We start from the raw sequence: 18,997 nt of genomic DNA, 5'->3' as shown, positions 1-18,997 counted from the left end.
GTCAGGAGGATCGTTCGGCGGCGCTGCGCTCGACGCAGAATTCATTGCCCTCGGGGTCAGCGAGAACGGCCCAGCCGGTGCCGTCGGCCCGGCGGTGGTCGGCGACCAGGGTGGCGCCCAGCGCCAGGACGCGCTCGACCTCCTCATCGCGGGTGCGGTCCTGCGGCTGGAGGTCCAGATGCACCCGGTTCTTGACCGTCTTGGCGTCAGGGACGGCGATGAAGAGGAGGCCGGCGCCCGGGACGGTCACCAGTACCTCCGGATCGCCGGGCCGGTCGTCCTCCTGCAGCGCGCCGTCGAGCACCGCGGCCCAGAAGCCGGCGAGGCGGTAGGCGTCGGCGCTGTCGATGGTGATGTGTCGTACGAGAGAGACCATGGGCGCCACTATGTCGGCGGCGCCCGCACCGGTCCAGCCTGCGCTAGCCCTTCTGCCAGGGGCCGACGGCGAGCTTTCCCGTCGTGCCCAGGTCGAGCTCGGGTGTGACCATCACCGGGGCGGCGCCGGGCTTCGGCACCACCCGCACGTAGGGGGCGTTCACCGGATCGCTGCCCTGGCCGGTGGTGTTGCGCCAGACCAGCCCGGCGTGGGCGCTCTCCCCCGGCTTCAGCACCAGCTGCTGGGGCTTGCCGTCGGTTCCGGTGCCGGTGGCGACGGCGTCGCCGCCGTGCAGGATCTTCACGCTGTCGACCGGCTTGTGCCCCTGGTCGAGGAGCTGCAGCTGCGGATAGCCGTTGAGGCGGTAAGCCTGCGTCCCGCAGTTCTGCAGCTGCACGCCGACGACCCGCAGTCCCATGGCGGCGTCGCCGTTGTCGATGAACACCCGCACGCCCGAGGCCGGACAGGGTCCTGCCACGGACGGCGCCTCGGCGGTGGGGACGTCCCTGACCGTGACGATCCGCACCCGCGTCTGGCCGCCGGAGCCCGCGCCGGAGCCGATGCCCGTGGGCAGCTCCCCCAGGGCGACCGGCCGCTGCACGGTCTGGCCGGGCTTCACGGACGGCACGGTCTGCTTCGCACTCGACAGCGCCCCTCCCGCGCTGGACATCAGCTCGAAGGTGATCGTGTAGGTGGCGTTCTCCGGTTCATCGTTGGTGACCGCGAACGCCAGGCAGCCGGCCGCACCGACGATCCTGACTCCGTCCATCGCCTGGCCGGAGGGGTCTGCGGCCGGGGCGGAAATGGTCGAACCGGCCGAACTGGCCGCGCTGTTGGGGGCGGAGGGGCCGCAGGTGGGGGTGCCGGCGCTCTGCGTAGCGGCCCGCTGCGATCCGCACGCTGTGAGCAGCAGCAGGAGGCAGGTCAGGGCGGTGGGAAGGGCGAGGGTGCGGGAGGCGCTGGTGCGGGGGGCGCGGGGCATCCGACAAGTCGATCAGACTCGACCGGCCCGGGCTGTGACGGAGATCATGCTGCCGGTCACGGCCTCGTCACGGGCCGAATGGGGAATGCCATAATCCGCGTCGTGACGACTGACCACGGCTCCGGCCCGACGCTGACCACCGGCGAGCGCGACACCGAACTCAACGAACGGCTCTCCGAGGAACTGGTCGCCTTCAACAAGGCCGCCACCGGCGCGTCCGACCAGGGCAGCTTCTCGGTCAAGGTCACCGACGAAGCAGGCCGACTGGTCGGCGGGCTGGCCGCGTGGACCTGGGGCGGGCTCTGCGGCATCGAGTTGCTGTGGGTTCGCGACGACAGTCGCAAGGACGGCTGGGGCAGCCGGATCCTGCAGGCAGCCGAGGCGGAGGCGCGGCAACGGGGTTGCGATCGTGTCGCGGTCTCCTCCTTCACCTTCCAGGCCCCCGGCTTCTACCAGCGCCACGGCTATGTGGAGACAGGCCGGACCTTGGGCATCCCCGGCGGGCACGCGGACGTGCACCTGTTCAAGTCACTGACGGCCAGTTAGTCCATCCCCGGGTGACCTGGCGCAGTACCCGGTGCCAGGTCGACTCCGGGTGCGCCAGGGGGCCGGGTCGGTCCGTTCCAGGGTAAGGATGGGGTGCTGCGGGTGCGATGCCGAGGCGGCGGAAGCGCCGGGCCGTCGCGTGGGAAGGCGGTGGTGGTCCGCGCTCATGGGAATCCCGCTGTACCTGGTGGTCGACGCCCGGCTGAAGACCGTCACTCTCTTCAGCAACCCCGACAGCAAGAAGTACCACCGCCGCGAGGACGTCGACTTCGGCGACACCCTCCGCATCCCCCGACCGTTCGACTTCGACCTCAACACGGTGGATCTGCTTCCGTACGCCTGAGCGCACCGCTCCCCGCGGGGGCGGTCGCTCGCGGCCGAGGTGGGTGGTCAGCCGCGGCGTCGGGCGGGCGCCTGCGGGCGGGGAAGGGGGCGGCCAGGGCTCGGGTTGCGCCGGAGACTGCTTCCTTCTCCTTGGGGTCGTTCTCGTCGGAGACCTTCAGGCCGTTCCCGCTGTCAGTGCCGGGCACCGGCCCCCGCTCCTGCTGGCCGACGTGGATCAGCTCGTGCAGCAGGGTCTTCTTGGTGGAGACGTCTCCGACGATCTTCTTGCGTGAGGTGAAGGCGACCGCGCCGATGGTCCGGGCCACCTCCTTGTCCCTGGGGCTGTCGAGGATCTCGACGGACCGGAAGCTGCCCTCGGGCACCCCCAACCGGCCTTCCGCCTCCCGCTGGATCGGCTCCGGCAGCGTACGCCCGCGAGATCCGAGGACGCCGCGGACCTTCTCGGACTGGATCTGCGCGACGGACTGGATCTGTGCGACGGACTGCCCGTGTCCGCAGTCCGCGGTGTGCTGGTGCGCCTTCCGCTGCAGCACCCTGGCCACGGCCGTGTTGCCGGCGGTCCGCTGGAGCTGGTGGATCGCGGCCGCGGTGGGGCCGGACCGGGCGGCCGCGGCGGCGGCCGAGGCGGTGCTGGACGCGGAACGCCGCGGTTTAGCCGCGTCGGTGGCCATGCCCGGGTCTTGCGCGCGCATGCGTCGAGCCTTTCCGAAGAGGGTGACGAAGTCCCCGCGGGAGTCCCCTGCAGGAGTCCCCCCACCACACCTACCCGACCGGGGAAGCGGCCGGAAGGGGATCGGGGGCAGGTCCGCCGGGCCTCCGGGGCAGCGGGGCAGGCCTGTGCGGACGCCGAGTGTGTCCCCCGGCCTGCTGACCTGGCACCCGCTCCGCGGATAGCTTCGCAAGGTGAGCCTTTGGACTTCCCTTGAGCCGGCGTCGACCACCGTGGACGCGGGCGGCACCGTCACCGTACGACTGCGGCTTCGCAACACCGCGGACGTGGTCGACGAGTACCGCTTCGTTCCGGTCGGCGAGATCGCGCCCTACGTCACCGTCGAGCCGCCGACCCTCCGGCTCTACCCGGGCACCACCGGAACCGTCCAGCTCACCTTCGCACCACCGCGTACCCCGGACGCGACCGCCGGGCCGAACCCCTATGCCGTGCAGATCATTCCGACCGAGCACCCCGGGGCGACCGTGGTCCCCGAGGGCAACCTCACCATCACGCCGTTCACCGAGATACGCGCCGAACTCGTCCCGCACACCGTCAAGGGACGCTTCCGGGGCCGGCCCAAGCTCGCCATCGACAACGTCGGCAACACCCCGCTCACCGTCTCCGTCACCGGCAATGACAACGGCGACCAGCTCGCCTACGACATCCACCCGGCCAACGTCCAGATCGAACCCGGACGCGCCGCCTTCGTCCAGGCCACGCTCCGGCCGCGCCGGCTGATCTGGTTCGGCCACAAGCAGCAGCGGCCCTACCGGCTCTCCGTACGCCGCTCCGGCAGCACGCCCCTGGACGTCGACGGCAGCTACGTCCAGCGCGGATTCCTCCCCCGCTGGCTCGCCACCGTGCTCACCCTGCTCTGCACTCTCGGCCTGGTCTTCGCCGCGCTCTGGTTCACCAAGTCGGCCCCGGTCAGCAGCCAGGCCACCGCGGAGGTGCAACAGCCCGTCGCCACCGCCCTCGCGCCACCCCCGCCGCCGCCGACGCCCTCCGCGACGCCGAGCCCCACGCCGTCTCCGACACCGCCCCCGACCAAGGCCGCAGCCGGCGGAGGCGGGGCGACGACCAAGCCCAAGGCGAAGCCGAAGATCCCGGACACGGCGGCGAATGCCGCCATCAAGGCGGCCAAGACCACCCCGGGTCGGCACATCTGCTACCGGGTCTATGTGGAGGACCTCGGCTGGCAGCACACGGTGTGCGACGGCGGGGTGGCGGGCACCCAGAACCAGAGCCGCGCCATCGAGGCCCTCAACATCGCCGTGTCCGGCATCACGAGCATGTCGGCCACCACGTACCTGGACACCGGTTGGCTGCCCGCCTGGAAGGGTGTGGCCGGGGAGGTCGACATCACCGTCGGAACCCCGGGTTCGGCGATCCACGTGCAGCAGGCCGTGGTGAGCGTCGGCGTGGGCGTCGTCTGCGGCAACGGATACGTCCTGGGCACGCATTGGGGGACCCAGGTGTGCGACGACCCCGGCGGTCCGCGCCAATGGATCACCGTCGGGAAGCAGGGCGTCCAGCTCGAAGCCGTCCAGTTCACGGTGTGAGGGTGAGGCGGTCGGGGCCGAGAGCCTCTGTCACCAGCCGCCGTCGTCCAGCACCAGCCGTCCGGCCTTGCGGTACTCGCGCTGGGCGCCGGCCAGCAGGTCCGCGCTGGTGACGTCGCCGCCACGGCCGGCCGCCGCGTAGGCGGCGGTGACCACGGCACTGCGGATGGAGCCCCCGGCCAGTTCGAACTCCCGGGCGCACGGGCCCGGATCGATGTCGGGCGCGCAGGGCACCGAGGCCAGGCTGTGCCGCCACAGTGCCAGCCGCTGGGCCGGGTCGGGGAACGGGAAGTCCACCACCAGGTCCAGCCTCCGGGTGAACGCGTCGTCGATGTTGGCCCGCAGATTGGTCGTCAGCAGGGCGATGCCGTCGAAGGATTCGAGCCGCTGCAGCAGGTAGGCGCTCTCCAGGTTGGCGTAGCGGTCGTGCGCGTCCTTGACCTCCGAGCGCCTGCCGAAGACGGCGTCGGCCTCGTCGAAGAGCAGCACGGCGTCGGTGCGGTCGGCCTCGGTGAAGATCCGCTCCAGGTTCTTCTCGGTCTCGCCGACGTACTTGTCGACGATGGAGGAGAGCTGGACCACGTAGAGGTCGAGGCCGAGTTCGGCGGCGACCACCTCGGCCGAGAGCGTCTTGCCGGTGCCGGACTCGCCCGCGAAGAGCGCCAGCACGCCCCGGCCGCGGCCGCCGCCGGCGCTCAACCGCCAGTCGCCCAGCACCTGGTCGCGGTGCCGGGCCCGCAGCGCCAGTTCGCGCAGATGAGTCAGCGGCCCCGCCGGCAGCACCAGATCGTCCCAGCTCACAGCGGGTCTGATCCGGCGGGTGTGCTGTTCCAGGCCGGACGCGGACTGCTGCCGGGCGGCCAGCCGCAGATGCGCGCCGGAGAGCGGGCCGCCCTCGAACGCCGCCAACTCCTGCGCGGCCCGCACCGCGCGCGCCGGATCCGGTCGCCGCCCAGCCGGTAGGGCGCCACCACCGGCGCCAGGTCGAACCCAGGCCCCCCGGACCTGCCGGGCTCCCCTGACGCCTCGACAGAGGACGTCCCGATCGCGGCCGACCAGGCGTCGAGGTCGCCCGCGTGCTGCCGGGGCGCTTCCAGTACCAGCGGGTCGCGACGGCCGTCGCACCAGTCCGGGTCGTACGGGCCGGAGCCGATCAGCAGCACCGGCACGTCGGACACCGCGAGCGCCCGCACCAGCCGCCCCGGGCGCTCCGGCAGCGGGGCCACCACGATGGCGCAGCCGCGCAGCCGCGCCTCGCGGAGCAGTTCCGGGACCGGGTCGCGGTCCCGGTCCTGGTCGTCGTCGTGGTCGGGCTCGCCGCGGCCGTGGTCGCCGGAGGGCGCGGGCCGGCCGGGGCGGCGGCCGTGCCGGGGGTGAAGTGCAGCGCCTCCAGGCCGGCCGCGCCCAGGGCCGCCGTGGCGCAGACCAGCCCGTCGCCGTCCCGGAGTTGGCGCAGGTGGACGGTGAGCGGACCGGCCGCGAGGCGCTTGGCCAGTCGCTGCGTCAGCGGGTCGAACGGCGGCGGGACCTCCGTCGTCGGCAGCGGCCGGACGTAGCCGTCGAGGGCGGGGTCCTGGGTGTCGTCGCCGAGCAGATGGGCGGCGACCCGGTCGGGGACCCGCAGGGAGCGGCTGAGGAAGGGCCGTTCGGACTCCTCCACCCGGACCAGGCCCAGCGCGAGCAGCGGCGCGGACGGGTGGAAGCGGGCCCGGGCCGCGGCGGAGTGCGCGGGCAGGCCGCAGAGTTCCAGGGCGAGGCCTGTGGTCGCCCGGCGGCGGCTGACGTCGTCGTTGAGGTAGCCGTACAGCGGCTCGAAGCCGCGGTCGAGGTCGGGGGCGAGCGCGAGCAGCAGGACCCGCACGTCCAGCGCGGTGAGGCCGAGCCGGACGGCGAGCCGGTGCAGCGGGTCGGCGTCACCCGCGGAGTCGGCGTCATCTGCCAGGTCGTAGGTCCCGGCGGGGTCGGCCGCGGGCCGCAGCAGGTGCTGTACGGCCTCGTCGGTGAGGTACAGGCCGCGCAGCGGGTCCTCGGCGGTCGGGTCGTCGGCGCTGCGCAGGTCGACCAGCCGCGCCACCCGGTCGCGCAGTCGGGAGAGCCGGTCGAGCAGCAGGTCGGACCCGTTCACTCGGCCACTGCGCCGGTCGGCCGCCGCAGGTGGTGCCGTCGCGGGTGGTGCCGTTCGGGGGAGCCGTCCAGGGTGCCGTCGGTCGCGCGGACCCGCACCGCGAACTCCTCCACCGGGGGCCCGGCGTCGTACTCGGGGAAGGACGGGATGGGCACGGTGACCACGACGTCGATGGACGGCTTGAGCTCGCCGCCGAGCGCCGACCAGATGTCGGCGCTGGAGCGGGAGTCCATGGTCCCGGCGATGGTGAGCGGCACGGTGAGGCCGAGCGCGGCCAGCGACCCGGTCAGTTCCTCCGGCAGCAGCAGCTCGTGCGGCACCAGCGTGGCGAGTACCGCGGCGAGCATCCGGTGCTCGTCCTGCGGCCGCTTGGTCCAGGCGGTGACCAGGTACGACAGCCGGAACCAGCGTGGCGGCCGGCGAAGGCGCAGCACCGCTCCCCGCTCGTCCCTGACCGCCGTCGTCCCGCTCTCCCGCCGTTTGACGTCCTCGCGGATGTCGTAGAGGTAGGCGTCGATGGTGGGGGCGTTGCGCCGGGCCGCCCAGTCGCGGGTGGGCGCGTCGAAGGCGATCTCGACACCGGTCCCGGTCAGCGCGCCGCCGGACAGCAGCCCCTTGAGGACCTCGTCCACCTCATGGATCACTGCCGCGCCCTTCCTTGTCGCCGACACACCCCGATGGCCATCCTGCGCTCCGCAGCGCCGCCGCGGCAGGCGCACCGGGGGCAGTCCCGGTTGCCCGGGGGGCCATCGGAAGGGGTACGAACCGTCAGATGTAGCCTTCCCTCAGGGCATAAGCCACGGCATGGGCCCGGTTGCGGAGCTGCAGCCGGGTGGTGAGGCCGTGCATCACGTTCTTGACCGTGCGTTCGGAGTACGAGAGCTTGCTCGCGATTTCACCGGTATCCATACCCTCGGCGACCAGCCGGAGCACATCGACCTCGCGCGGCGACAGGCCGTGCACGGGAGCGTCGGGCAGACCGGCGCCGCCCCGCTGCACGGCGCCGCGCTGCATGGTGCCGACCTGCGTGATCAGCCGTCCCAGCAGGTCCGCGGGCAGGTCCCCGTCGCCGCGGGAGGCCGCCACCACCGCCTGCTGGAGCCGGTGCCCGGTGGCCTCGCGCCGCCACACGATGGCGCCGACCCCGCATTCGATCACCTGGAGCAGATCAGCCTCCCGGATGCTGCTCGCGACCAGCACGGCCCGGTTGGCGTCGGTCCTGATCAGCCGCCGCAGCGAGGACAGGGTGGGCTCGTCCAGCACGTCGGCCACCAGGATCGCCACCGAGCCCGGCCGCCCGCCCGCCTCCTCCACCAGCTCGATCGACGACTGATGGCGCAGCTGGCTCTTCACCCCGGCGAGCGAGACCGGGTCCGGCGCGTGCACCGTGACCGGGATGGCGGTCGCGGCCGCCGTTGGTCCGCAGGACATACGCACGACCGAACCCCGACTTCCCTTTGTCGTGGCCATGTTGACCACGCGAATTCCCACTCTTCAGTGATCGGTACGCCGTTCGCAATCGTGGGGCACCACGAGATCGACCACGAGATCGGAGGATCCGATGACGCCGACCAGCACACCGGGCACCCACCGCGACGAAGGACCGCTCCGCGAGCGCCGCGAGGTGCTGGAGCTGGTGGCCGCGGAGGCCGCACGGGCCAGGGCCGGATCCGGGCGGATGACGGTACTGAGAGGCGCCACCGGGATCGGGCGCAGCGCGCTGCTGGAGGCGGTCGCTGACGACGGCGCGGCGCACGGCATGCGGGTGCTGCGGGCCCGCTGCTCGGCCGAGGACAGCGGGACGGACTTCGCCGCCGCGCTGCAACTGCTGGGAGGCGTTGACGACCCCGGTCCCGGGGAACGAGCCGGCTTCGCCCGGTTCTGGCGGCTGCTGCGCTCGGCCGCGGCCGAGTCGCCGCTGCTGCTGGCCGTCGACGACGCCCATCTCGCCGACCACCCCTCCCGGCGCTGGCTCGCCGAGGCGGCCCGGCGCCTGGACCGGCTGGCGGTCCTCATCGTGGTGACCGAACGCAGCCAGTACGACCTCATGCCGCCCGCGCCGGGGCTGGCCCACGCCCTCTCGCCCACCCTGGTCCGGGTCCACACGCTCGCCCCGCTGAGCCGCACCGCCGCCGAGGCCATGGTCCGCGACCGGCTCGGGCCGCATGCCCCGGAGGCCTGGGTGGACGGCTGCGTCCGGGCCTGCGCCGGCAATCCGCTGCTGCTGGCAGCCCTGGTGGACGACCTGGGGTCACCGACCCGGGACGGGGCCGCCGCGGCGGGGTTCCCGGACAGCTGCGCCGACCTCTATCCGGGCGGCTTCGCGGCCGCGGTCGCCTGGTGGCTGGAGAGCGCCGGGCCCGCGACCGCCGCCGTGGCCCGCGACCTCGCCCAACTCGCTTCCGGAGAGGACGAAGAGGACGAAGAGGACGAAGAGGACGGCGTCGAGCTGCTCGCCGGGGTGGCCGGGGCGGACCCGGCCAGGGTGTCCGGCTGGGTCACCGCGATGCGGCGGCTCGGGCTGCTGCGTCCCGGGGGCCCGCCCGACGACTCCGAGCCCGACACCGAGCCCGGGCCCGACCGCCTCCGCTTCGCGCATCCGCTGCTCCGGGACGCCGTGCTGGACGGCTGGCCCCGCCCGCAGCGGCAGGCGGCCCAGCATCGGGCCGCCGCGTTCCGGCACCGCCGGGGGGACAGCGCCGAAGCGGTGGCCGGCCACCTGCTGCAGACGTCCCCGGCCGGAGCGGCGTGGGCGGTGGACGCGCTGCGGGACGCGGCGGCCGACGCGGTCCGGGCCGGCCGGGCCGCGGAGGCCGTCGACTATCTGCGGCGGGCGCTGGACGAGCCGATGGCCCGCGGTCGCCGGGCGGAGGTGCTCACCGAACTCGGCTCGCTGGAGTTCACCGCCTTACGGAGCTCCGGGATCCCGCGGCTGACCGAGGCGCTGCGGCTGCGCGAGCTGCCCCGGGAGCGGGTCCAGGCCGCGGTCACCCTCAGTTCCGCGCTGGCCCAGCGGGGCGAGGGGCACGCCGCCTTCGACCTGCTGCACGAGCTGGACCTGGACGGCGACCTGGCCGACGAACCGCTGCTGACCCGCACCGTCCGAACCGCGTCCGCGCTGCTCTCCGACCATGACTCGGAGGTCCGGCGGACGGTCTACGCCGGGCTGCGCGACACCGCCGCGCGGTCCCCGGCCCTGCTCGGTCCGGCCGAGCAGGCCCTGCTGGTCCGCTATGAGGCGACGGTCGGCCTGCTGACAGCCGATCAGGCGATGCGGCGGATCCGCGCCCTGCTGTCCGCCCCGGAGGACCCGGCGCTGACGCCGTACCTGCTCGGCACGGCCGCCGCCGTGGCCCAGTGGGCCGACGCGCTCGACGAGGCCGACCGGCTGGTCCGGTTCGGCCTGGCCGGGCAGCGCCTCTCGCCGCTGCATCCGATGCGCCGGGCCCTGCTCAACACCCAGCTGGACACCGCCGCGGCGCGCGGTCACTTCACCCCCGTGCTCGCGGGCCCCGGGGCGGACCGGCCCAGCAATCTCCAGGCGCACTCCCTGCTCGCGCTGGTCGAATCCGGCCGACTGGCCGAGGCCGATCGGCTCGCCGGCCGGATCGACGTCCAGCAGGCGGACGACCACTGGGAGTTGAACCGCTTCCTGTATGCCAGGGGCAGGCTGCGCGCCGCCACGGGCGACCTTGAGGGCGCCCTTGAGGACCTGCTGGAATGCGGCCGGCGGCAGACCGCGCGGCAGGTGCTGAGCCCCGTCGTCACACCGTGGCGCTCGGCGGCCGCCGAGTGCCTGCTGGCGCTCGGCTCCCCGCAGCGTGCCCTTCCGCTCGCCGAGGAGGAGTACCGGCTCGCCGCCGCGTGGAACACCCCCCGGGTGCTCGGCCGCGCGCTTCGGGTCCTGGGCGAGGTGAGCAGCGGCCGACGTGGACAGGAGCTGACCGCGCAGGCCGTGGAGATCCTCCGCGGCGCCTCCCAGAGCAGCGAGCTGACCGCCGCGCTGATCACCCGGGGGCGGCAGCTCACCGCCGCCGGGCAGCGCGGAGCGGCCAGAGCCCTGCTCCGCGAGGCCGCGGTCACGGCCGAACGGCTGGGCTCGGTGCGCCTGTTCGGGCTCGCCGAGCAGGCGCTCAGCGAGGGCGGCGCCCGGCCCAGGACCGCCCGCGGCACCGGCGTCGGCGCGCTGACCAGCAGCGAGGACCGGATCGCCCGGCTCGCCGCGGCCGGCCGCACCAACGACGAGATAGCCGACCTGCACCATCTCGCCCGGCGCACCGTGGAAACCCATCTGACCAGCACCTACCGCAAACTTGGCATCCGCCGCCGCAGCGAACTCCCGGCCGCGTTGGACACTTGATTGGGCCCCTGACGCAGCGTCAGGAGCTGCCGCCGCTGGAACGTCCGAAGAACTCGATCTCGGCGACGGCCACCTGCTTCTCGGCCGAGGCGCCGTAGGCGGAGCGCAGGATGAAGCGGACGGCGGTGACATCACTCACCCGGAGCGCACGGGTCTGCCCGCCGCCGGCCTGGTCCAGCGTGAGCAGTCGGCTCCGGGTCCGCCCGTCCGCCGTGGTGATCACGGCTTCGACGGTGTGCGGGAGAGCGGACTTGGCCAGATCGCTCGGCAGCGTCGACTCCCCCGAGGTGATGACCACGTCCAGCAGATCGGCCGGCTGGCTGAAGTCGGCCTCGACCCACTCGCCGGCGTCGGACTGGGTCAGGCCCGGCCCCCACCAGGTGTTGTTGAACTTGTCGAAGGCGAGCGCGGGGCCGTGGCCGACGTAGGAATGGGACGCGCGGTAGGAGTCCGGCGAGATCGGGGCCCGCTTGGTGAAGTGGTCGCGCACCGACTGCGCCACCGCGCCGACCTGGAACGCGGCGGTCACCAGCAGCGCGAGCGCCACGACGCCGACCACCAAGGCCAGCACCCGGCCCAGGCCCCGGCGCAGCCGGGGCCGCTCCCCGGCCCACGGCACCCGCCGGCCCCGGAGGCCCGGCAGCCTGCGCCACCACGGCAGCCGGGCCGGATCCGCCGGGCGGCCGGCCATGGTCATGGCGCAGCGGCGGCAGAAGTGGCGGTCGGGCCGGTTGCCCGTGCCGCACCACGGGCAGCGGGCGCCGTCCTCGTCGTCCTGCTCCTGCAGGCCGCGGACCTGCGGTCGGGCGCTGATCGGGCGGCCCGGCAGCACCGGGGCCAGGGACGGGGCCGCCGCCCCCGGCTCCGGGTCGGCGACCGGGATCAGCAGGGCCCTGGCCCGCTCCGCGGCGTCCGGGTCGGCGAAGCCGGCGGCGGGGCGGACCCCGGTGGTCCGCAGGCCGGGGTCGGCGGCGGGGTCGAGGGCGGCCGGGTCGAGGGCGGCGGGGTCGAGGGCGGCGGCGCTGGGCACCGGCGTGGTGTCGTCGTCGGCCGTCCCCGGGGCGAACCCCGGGCCCGGGAGGCCTGCGGGGCCCGGGATGCCTGCGGGGCCGGGGGTCCACCCGAGCACGGCGCCGCAGCCGTCGCAGAAGGACTGCCCGGGGGTCGGCGGCGTGCCGCACTCGGCACACAGCGGCGCCTGGTTCTGTCCCCGGCCCGCGTCGGCGGTCTGGCTGGTCACCTGTCAGGGTTCCTCTCGGCTGCGGTCACCTGGACCGTGTAGGGCATGTGGGCGGGACGGGCGGCGGCCACCAGGGCCTCCAGCCGGTGCCGGTCCTGGGGGTGGGGTCGGGCAGGGCGAGCACCACCTGCAACCGCGGCCGGCGGTCGCCGGGGACCGGGCCGAGCGGCCGGGCGTCCCAGGCCGCGGCGCCGCTCTCGGTGATCTCCGGCTCCACCCCGAAGGCGAGGCGCACCGCCTCGGCCAGGCCGCGGCGGGTGCCGCGGATCCGGTGCAGGTGCGCGGCGGCCGCGACCGCCGCCCGCAGCAGCGCCTCGTCCTCCGTGCCCTCGGTCTCCGCGCCGACCCAGTCGCTGAGCCAGCGGACGAAGTCCACCGGGGCCAGCGCCGGGGTGAAGTAGGCGTCCAGGCAGTCCAGGACCTGGTGCAGCGGGGCGAGCACCTCGTCGAGACCGGCCACGAAGCGCTGCGCCAGGTCGTCGTCGGCGAAGACGGCGGGCAGCATCAGGCCCAGCGGCGCGGAGCTGCCCAGGCCGTCGATGGAGCCCCTCATGACGGCTCGCCGATGACCCGGACCCGGTGGTCGAAGGAGAAGACCAGGGACGGCGGGTCCAGGTCGATCCGGTCGGTCGGCTCCCCGCGCTTGCCGGTGAGCGGGTCGGCCGGGTGCAGCAGCACCTGGTCCACGAGTTCGACCCCGGGCACCCGCTGCAGCACGGCGAAGATCTCCCCGGACTGCACCGGTCGGCCGAAGGGCCAGCCGGTGCCGTGGCTCCCGCCGGTCAGCGGGTCGAGGTGCCGGTAGAGGGCGTCGTGCGCCTGCCGCCGGACCCGGTCGGCGTCGGTGCCGCGGAAGGCGTGCACGGTGGCGACGACGGTGACACCCTGGTAGTAGGGCGGCCCGACGGCCAGCCGGGTGCCGATCAGCCGGCGGTCGTCCAGGTAGCGGGTGATCCGCCCCAGCAGCGGGTCGCCGGGCACGAGTTGCTCGAAGCGCAGCCGCCCGCCGGCGTCCGGCACCGCCTGCGGCACGACCAGCACCCGTACCGCGTGGGCGCCGTGCTCGTCCGGGTCGCCCTCGAGGCAGGTGATCCTGGCGGTCTCGGGTGCCGCGCGCCGGGCCAGCTCCTCGTAGTCGCGCAGGGTCACCGCGCGGTCCTGGGCGCGCAGCGTGATCGGGGCGCGGGCCTTCGCCTCGGCGACGGTCTCCGCGTCCACCCCGCCGGTGGCGGCCTCGCGGTTGACCACCTCGGCCACATAGGGGACGGAGTTGCGCACCACCTGGATGGCGCCGCGGGCCACGTTCCCCGCCCTGCCCCCGCCGGTGCGGTAGCGGCGGGCCCGGACGGCCGCGCCCTTGGCCGGCACGGCGCCGTACTGGCGCAGGCTGCCGTCCGGCTCGCGGACCGCGGTGCCGAAGGCCAGCTCGCCGGTGGCCGCGTCCAGGGTGAAGTGGCGGTCGCCGGGTCCGGAGGCGGCGAAGTGCGGGACGGCCTCCCAGTCGGTCCAGCCGTCGTCCTCGGCGACCTGGAGCTGCAGCGGCGGTGTGTCGCCGACGACCGGGGCCTGGGCCAGCCGCAGCCGCTGGCCGGGCAGCCCGCTGGACTCGCCCAGCGCCTCGTCGCGCACCGTCTCGGCGTGCACGGCGCCGGTGGTGCCGCCGATGGTGAACGCCTCGGCCGACCGCACGGTGGGCGAGGTGGTGTAGAAGGGCTGGTCCGGCAGCGGCTCGGTGACCCGGCAGCGCAGCCAGCCGGCCTCGCGCCGCCCGGTGCGGGACAGCACGTGGCCGCCGGGGACGTGCAGCACCACCTCGCCCGGACGGTTCAGCCCGCCGGTCCCGTCCCGGTCGACCTCGCAGCCGGTCCAGCCGTCCTCGGTCCAGGCCTCCCACACCAGCGGCGGCTGCCGGGGGTCGACGCCGACGCCGTCCACCCGGCTGTCGAGCGTGAGCGCCACCGCGCAGTGCGGGACGGCGGCGGTGAGCCCCAGCAGCAGGCAGTCCCCCGGCCGCGGTGACTCGGCGAAGCAGTGCAGATCCTTGCCCTCGGCCAGGTCCGAGGTCCGGTCGACCGCCGCCTGTCCGCTCAGCTGGACCACGAGATACGCCAACTCACTCGGCACCACTGTGAGTTCGTTCTCGGTGGCGAAGACCACCGCCTCCTCGCTCTCGGTCCGCGAGGTGGCGACCTCGGTGCCGACCGGCAGCCGGACCGGGTCGCCCAGCGGCGCGGACAGCCAGAAGGTGACCTCGGCGCGCGCGGCCGAGGGCGGGAACAGGGTGATCCCGATCAGGTCGAGGAAGGCCAGGTGGTTCTTCTCGGGCACCCGGTTCAGCCGGTACACGAGCTGGTCCGCCATGTGCGCGACCGTCTCGACCAGGGTGACGCCGGGGTCCGACACATTGTGGTCGGTCCACTCCGGGGCACGCTGCTGGATGTAGCGCTTGGCGTCGTCGACGAACTGCTGGAAGCGGCGGTCGTCGAGGTTGGGAGAGGGCAGTGCCATCAGCGGTCGCCTTCGGTGGCCGGTCCAGGGTCCGGGGATGGATTCGGGGACGGCTCGTCGTGGGAGGGAATGACGTAGAACGGGAAGACCAGGCTGCGCGGGTTGTTGGTGCCGCGGATCGAGTAGTGGACGTCGATGAAGAGCACGCCCGGCTCCTCCCCCGCGGTCACCTCGACGTCCTCGACCTCGATCCGCGGCTCCCAGCGGTCCAGGCTGCCGCGGACCTCGTGCTGGATCCGGCCCGCGGTGGCCTCGTTGACCGGAGCGAAGACCAGGTCGTGGATGGCGCAGCCGAATTCGGGCCGCATCGGCCGCTCGCCCGGCGCGGTGGCCAGCACCAGCCGCATGGCCTCCTCGATCTCGCGCTCGCCGCTGACCATGGCGATGCCGCCGGTGGGACCGATCCGCAGCGGGAACGCCCACCCGGTGCCGACGAACTGCTCGGGCATCAGGGGATCACCATGACCTGCGCCCCGTCGAGGGTCGCCTCTCCCAGCATCTTGATGATGCCGGCCAGTTGGATGTTGACGCCCTTGATGTCGAGGTTCGCGACCGAGGAGAGCTCCAGGTCGACGTCGCCGGTCAGGCTGCTGTTCAACGCGTTCATGCTGAGCACCGCGCCGGCCTTGACGGTGATGATCTCCCCCTCGATCGACAGGTCGCCGCCGCTGCTGAGCGACAGTTTCTGACCCGCCCTCAGCGAGATGTCCGCCGCCTCGACCGACACCTTCCGGGTGCCCCTGATGGTGACGCTGCCCTTGCTGTCGATGGTGATCTCGGTCTGGGCCCGGTCCAGGTTGACCGTCAGCCGGTTGTCGCCGGTGTTGAGCCGCACCCCCTGCTTGCCGCCGGTGCGCTGGTCCAGCAGGTCCAGCCGGTTGCCGCTGCGGTCGGCGAGGGTGCGCCGGACCGTCCTGCCGCTGGTGGCGTCGTACGGCTGGACGTCGACGACGCCCGGCTTGTCCTTGCCGTTGTAGAGTCCGCCGATGACGAACGGGTGGTCCAGCGCGCCGCGGTCGAAGGTCACCAGCACCTCGTCGTCGATGTCCGGGCCGATCAGCCCGCCGCCGTTCACCCCGCCGAACTGCACGGTCCTGGTCCAGTCGCTGACATAGGTGTCGTCCAGCCAGGGGAACCGCAGCTTGACCCGGCCCTGCCGGAGCGGGTCCTTAATGTCCGTGACCAGCGCGTTGGCGACGCTCGGCAGCCGGGGCATGCCGCCGGCGCCGCCCGAGGTGAGGCCGAACAGCGAGCGCCACTGGCGTCCGCTGACGGTCAGCGAGGTCTCGTAGCCGCCACCGCCGAGCCCGAAGCTGTGCCGGGCGCCGGTCACCGTGTACTTGCCCTCGAAGGGCTCGCCCACCCCGGCCAGGGCGACCGGGACGCCGGGACGCAGCTTGGGGTTGCCGGCCGCGGTCACCTCCAACTCGGCGAAGGCGGCGGTGACGTCGTCGGCCAGGGCGGCCGCGGCGTTCTTCACCTCCCCCTGCCGGTCGTAGGGGGTGTCGGTCTCGACCAGGGTGGCGGTCCCGAAGGCGGCGAGCGTCTCGGCCGGCTTGACCCCGATCGCGATCCCCGGGTTGGCGGCCGTGGGCGACCGGCCGACCAGGGTCTTCTTGGTGGTCACGTCCCAGCCGCGGGCCCGGACCTCGGCCACCTGGTCGGCGGAGGTGACGGCGGCCCGGCAGCGCCTGATGTCCTCCCGCGCCAGCACCTGCGGGCTGCTGTCGCTCAGCGAACCCGCAGCGGGCGCGCCGGACGCCGGGTCGCGCTTGACGAACTGGAAGGTGCCCCGGGCGCTCAGGGACATCACCATCTCGTTCTCGTCGGCCAGGCGGCCGAGGAAGTCCCAGTCGGTGACATTGGCCTGGGTGAGGAAGTCGTAGACCGTGGTGGTCCGGTGGATGCTGCCGATCGGGACCTTGTCCTTGCCCGCCAGCTGGCGGGCGATGTCGGAGGCGGTCATGTTGCGGTACGCCGCCACCCGGCGCTGCCGCAGCATCCGGTGGCCCAGGTCGTAGCCGCGGACCACGGTGAAGCTGCCGGTGCCGTCGTAGTCGCTCTCCAGACCGGTCACCTCGCCGGTGAGCAGCGGGAACTGCGCGCCCTGGCCGGCCGCGACCGGGGCCAGCACCACCTTGGTGCCGAACCTGATGCCGGCCTGGCCGAGCACCAGCCGGTCCGGGTCCCGGAACTCGAGCTGGAACGAGCCGGGCACGCCGGCGCCGAAGTCGACCCAGCCCGACACCAGCAGCGGGGCGAGGCCGTCCGGCAGTTTCCGGCCGTCGAAGGTGACATGGAAGACGTTGGAGTAACTGATCTGGCCCATCAGGAGCCGACCTCTTCAGCGGCGGGGAGCATGAGTTCGGTACCGGGGTGCAGTCGGGTCGGGTCGTCGATGCCGTTGGCCTCGGCGATGGTGCGCCAGGCGGTGGCGTCCCCGTACTCGCGCCAGGCCAGGAACGGCAGCGAGTCGCCCGCGACCACCCGGTGCACCCGCTGCGCGGTGAGCGCGCCGGAGGTGGGGTTCTGGCCGGCGGTCTTGCTCGGGATCTCGTTCAGATGTACCTGGCAGACCGCGCGGGTGGGCAGGCCGGTGGAACTGATCTGGACCTGCTGCACCTCCACCGAGCTGACGTAGGCGGTGAAGCGGACCGTGGAGTTGCCGCCCCAGTCGAAGACCACCCACGGGGGTGACGGCTGCTTGGCCGCGATGCTGGCGGTGGTCGTCTCACAGCAGGAGAAGAGCAGTTCGACGTTCTTGAGCACGTCGTGGCTGTCCGGCTTGCCGGAGCGGTCCAGCAGGATGTCCACCGTCATGTCGCGGGGCACCGGGCCCATGAACTCCGGGACCGCGCCGGAGCGGACCGCGGCGCTCGGCGTGGTCTTCCACTCGGCGCGGCGGCTCAGCGTCAGCTGGGACGGGTTGTAGTCGAAGTGCAGGGTGCTGATCAGGGAACCCGGTGTGGTGCCGTAGCCGATGGGCGGCTCGTGGATCGCCAGCGAGGCCCGGGTCAGGCTCTTCCCGGCGCCGGTGCTGCCCGCCATCTAAGCGGCCCCCCAGTCGGTGAAGCCGTGGTGGGTGATCACCAGGGTCTCGATGGCCACGGCCGGGGTCTCCGGGTTGAACGAGGGCCCGGTCCAGCTCACCGGCAGCACCTCGATCAGCCCCCAGCGCGCGACGAACGAGCCGTCCGCGCGTTTCGCCGCGATCTGGGCGGTGGGGCGGGTGATGCCGGTGGCGACGGAGGTGATCCAGGTTCCGACCTTGCCGGTCTCCGGGGTGAGCGGGCGGGTCAGCGTGATGTTGGAGAAGGTCACCCGGGACGGCAGCTGCCAGACGAAGCCGTTGTTGCCGCCTTCCTGGTGCTGGTAGATCTCCACCGAGGCGGCGAGGCCCTCACAGGTGTTGAAGCGGCCCAGGCTCTGGCTGTCGATGGTCAGGTCGAAGAAGATGGTGGAGCCGGGGTCCAGTTCCTGGGGCATCGAGAGGGCCTTCCTGCGGGTGGGTCGGGCGGTGCGGTGCGTTCGACGGCTCTGCAGCCGTTCAGCGGCGGGGGTCGCGCAGCTTTCCGATGCGTTCGCGGTCGAGTCGCAGTTCGGTGCGGAGCAGTCTGGTCAGCGGTCCGATCAGCTTGTGGGTCAGTTCGTCGACCTGCGCGTCCTTCAGTTTTCGGGCATCGAAGCGGGAGGTGACTTCGTCGACGCCCGGGGTGACCTGGGCGGTCGGCGGTGGGGAGTACGGGGGCGGGGGGCCGTTCCGGCTTGCGCCTGCGCCGCCGCCGCCGCTGCGGCTGCTGCTGCGGTAGGCCACGGCGGGTGTCACCTGTGGCTCCGCGCGGCGGGCCGGGGAGATGAGCCCGCTGATCAGGTTCGGCACGGACGGGGTGGCGGGGGTCCGCTGCACCGGCAGCACCATCGGTGGCGCGGGGCTCGCCGCCGCGAGCGGGACCACGAGGTCGCGCTCTTGCGCGGGCGCGGGCGGTACTCCCAGCAGCGGCGCGGCTCCGCCGCCGGACGCCACCGACCGCTGCACGGGGAGGGCTTCCGCCACACCACTGAACCGCGCCCCGTCGGTGCTGCGCCGCACCGGAGCAGGGCTCTGCGGGCCGGCGGCGGCGAACGGGCCCGGGGTGGGCACGGGGCTGGAGCCGAAGCCGAAGCCGGAGCGGGGTGCGGGTGCGGGTGCGGGTGTGGGGCCGAGAACAGGGCCATGGCCGGGGTCGGAGCCAAGAACGGGA

Annotated in this window: 16 protein-coding genes and 2 pseudogenes; 4 read left to right on the top strand and 14 right to left on the bottom strand. The window is 73.7% G+C overall.

Translation table 11 applies throughout. From position 1 onward, the window contains the following. Position 1: 1 nt before the first annotated feature. Both ACXKR8_RS26700 and ACXKR8_RS26695 read right to left on the bottom strand, forming a co-directional pair. The gene (locus ACXKR8_RS26700; RefSeq protein WP_458267116.1) at positions 2-376 is read right to left on the bottom strand and encodes a VOC family protein; all 375 of its coding nucleotides are present in this window, start codon (positions 374-376) and stop codon (positions 2-4) included. Positions 377-419: 43 nt separating this feature from the next. After that, complete coding sequence (locus ACXKR8_RS26695) at positions 420-1,358, bottom strand: DUF4232 domain-containing protein (protein WP_458267115.1); 939 nt, start codon at positions 1,356-1,358, stop codon at positions 420-422. 102 nt (positions 1,359-1,460) lie between these two features. Here ACXKR8_RS26695 and ACXKR8_RS26690 point away from each other — a divergent pair, with 102 nt between their 5' ends. Both ACXKR8_RS26690 and ACXKR8_RS26685 read left to right on the top strand, forming a co-directional pair. Continuing rightward, positions 1,461-1,904, top strand: coding sequence for a GNAT family N-acetyltransferase (locus ACXKR8_RS26690; RefSeq protein ID WP_458267114.1), 444 nt, complete (start codon positions 1,461-1,463; stop codon positions 1,902-1,904). Between the two features lie 166 nt (positions 1,905-2,070). Beyond that, a complete protein-coding gene (locus ACXKR8_RS26685) occupies positions 2,071-2,247 on the top strand; it encodes a hypothetical protein (protein WP_458267113.1) in 177 nt (58 codons plus the stop codon). On the opposite strand, the gene ACXKR8_RS26680 is transcribed toward ACXKR8_RS26685, so the two are convergent. Beyond that, positions 2,216-2,941, bottom strand: coding sequence for an eCIS core domain-containing protein (locus ACXKR8_RS26680; protein WP_462099866.1), 726 nt, complete (start codon positions 2,939-2,941; stop codon positions 2,216-2,218). The two genes, ACXKR8_RS26685 and ACXKR8_RS26680, sit on opposite strands and share 32 nt — an antisense overlap. 211 nt (positions 2,942-3,152) lie before the next feature. Here ACXKR8_RS26680 and ACXKR8_RS26675 point away from each other — a divergent pair, with 211 nt between their 5' ends. Beyond that, positions 3,153-4,523 carry a hydrolase gene (locus tag ACXKR8_RS26675; RefSeq protein ID WP_458267111.1) on the top strand — a complete coding sequence of 457 codons (1,371 nt, stop codon included), beginning with the start codon at positions 3,153-3,155 and terminating at the stop codon, positions 4,521-4,523. Between the two features lie 30 nt (positions 4,524-4,553). Here ACXKR8_RS26675 and ACXKR8_RS26670 read toward each other — a convergent pair. From ACXKR8_RS26670 to ACXKR8_RS26660, 3 genes and pseudogenes are all read right to left on the bottom strand, one after another. Then, positions 4,554-6,648 (bottom strand): annotated as a pseudogene (locus tag ACXKR8_RS26670) (ATP-binding protein). Further along, positions 6,645-7,292, bottom strand: a complete 648-nt coding sequence (locus ACXKR8_RS26665; protein ID WP_458267109.1) for a Pvc16 family protein — start codon at positions 7,290-7,292, stop codon at positions 6,645-6,647. The pseudogene ACXKR8_RS26670 and the gene ACXKR8_RS26665 overlap by 4 nt, the downstream one beginning before the upstream one ends. A gap of 124 nt (positions 7,293-7,416) precedes the next feature. Further along, positions 7,417-8,079 carry a helix-turn-helix transcriptional regulator gene (locus ACXKR8_RS26660; protein WP_458267108.1) on the bottom strand — a complete coding sequence of 221 codons (663 nt, stop codon included), beginning with the start codon at positions 8,077-8,079 and terminating at the stop codon, positions 7,417-7,419. A gap of 130 nt (positions 8,080-8,209) precedes the next feature. Between ACXKR8_RS26660 and ACXKR8_RS26655 the strand changes: the two genes are divergently transcribed. Beyond that, positions 8,210-11,008 (top strand): LuxR C-terminal-related transcriptional regulator, encoded by a 2,799-nt coding sequence (locus ACXKR8_RS26655; RefSeq protein ID WP_458267107.1) that lies wholly within the window; start codon positions 8,210-8,212, stop codon positions 11,006-11,008. 19 nt (positions 11,009-11,027) lie between these two features. Here the strand turns inward: ACXKR8_RS26655 and ACXKR8_RS26650 are convergent, their stop codons facing one another. From ACXKR8_RS26650 to ACXKR8_RS26615, 8 genes and pseudogenes are all read right to left on the bottom strand, one after another. Continuing rightward, positions 11,028-12,248, bottom strand: coding sequence for an NADase-type glycan-binding domain-containing protein (locus ACXKR8_RS26650; protein WP_458267106.1), 1,221 nt, complete (start codon positions 12,246-12,248; stop codon positions 11,028-11,030). Further along, positions 12,245-12,801 (bottom strand): annotated as a pseudogene (locus ACXKR8_RS26645) (phage tail protein). The gene ACXKR8_RS26650 and the pseudogene ACXKR8_RS26645 overlap by 4 nt, the downstream one beginning before the upstream one ends. Then, entirely contained in the window at positions 12,798-14,756 is a 1,959-nt protein-coding gene (locus ACXKR8_RS26640; protein WP_458267104.1) for a putative baseplate assembly protein, read from the bottom strand. Before ACXKR8_RS26640 ends, ACXKR8_RS26645 begins: the two are co-directional and overlap by 4 nt. Further along, on the bottom strand, positions 14,756-15,205 hold the full coding sequence (locus tag ACXKR8_RS26635; RefSeq protein WP_458267103.1) for a GPW/gp25 family protein: 450 nt from the start codon (positions 15,203-15,205) through the stop codon (positions 14,756-14,758). The genes ACXKR8_RS26640 and ACXKR8_RS26635 overlap by 1 nt, the downstream gene beginning before the upstream one ends. Beyond that, positions 15,205-17,085, bottom strand: a complete 1,881-nt coding sequence (locus ACXKR8_RS26630) for a VgrG-related protein (RefSeq protein WP_458267102.1) — start codon at positions 17,083-17,085, stop codon at positions 15,205-15,207. Before ACXKR8_RS26630 ends, ACXKR8_RS26635 begins: the two co-directional genes overlap by 1 nt. Continuing rightward, complete coding sequence (locus ACXKR8_RS26625) at positions 17,085-17,804, bottom strand: CIS tube protein (protein WP_458267101.1); 720 nt, start codon at positions 17,802-17,804, stop codon at positions 17,085-17,087. The genes ACXKR8_RS26630 and ACXKR8_RS26625 overlap by 1 nt, the downstream gene beginning before the upstream one ends. After that, on the bottom strand, positions 17,805-18,242 hold the full coding sequence (locus ACXKR8_RS26620) for a phage tail protein (protein WP_458267100.1): 438 nt from the start codon (positions 18,240-18,242) through the stop codon (positions 17,805-17,807). A gap of 61 nt (positions 18,243-18,303) precedes the next feature. Beyond that, positions 18,304-18,897, bottom strand: a complete 594-nt coding sequence (locus ACXKR8_RS26615) for a hypothetical protein (RefSeq protein WP_462099865.1) — start codon at positions 18,895-18,897, stop codon at positions 18,304-18,306. Positions 18,898-18,997 lie beyond the last annotated feature (100 nt).

The organism is Streptacidiphilus sp. PAMC 29251 (assembly GCF_054208735.2).
Note: the sequence above shows the minus strand (reverse complement) of the source record. Positions and strands in the feature narration are given on the sequence as shown.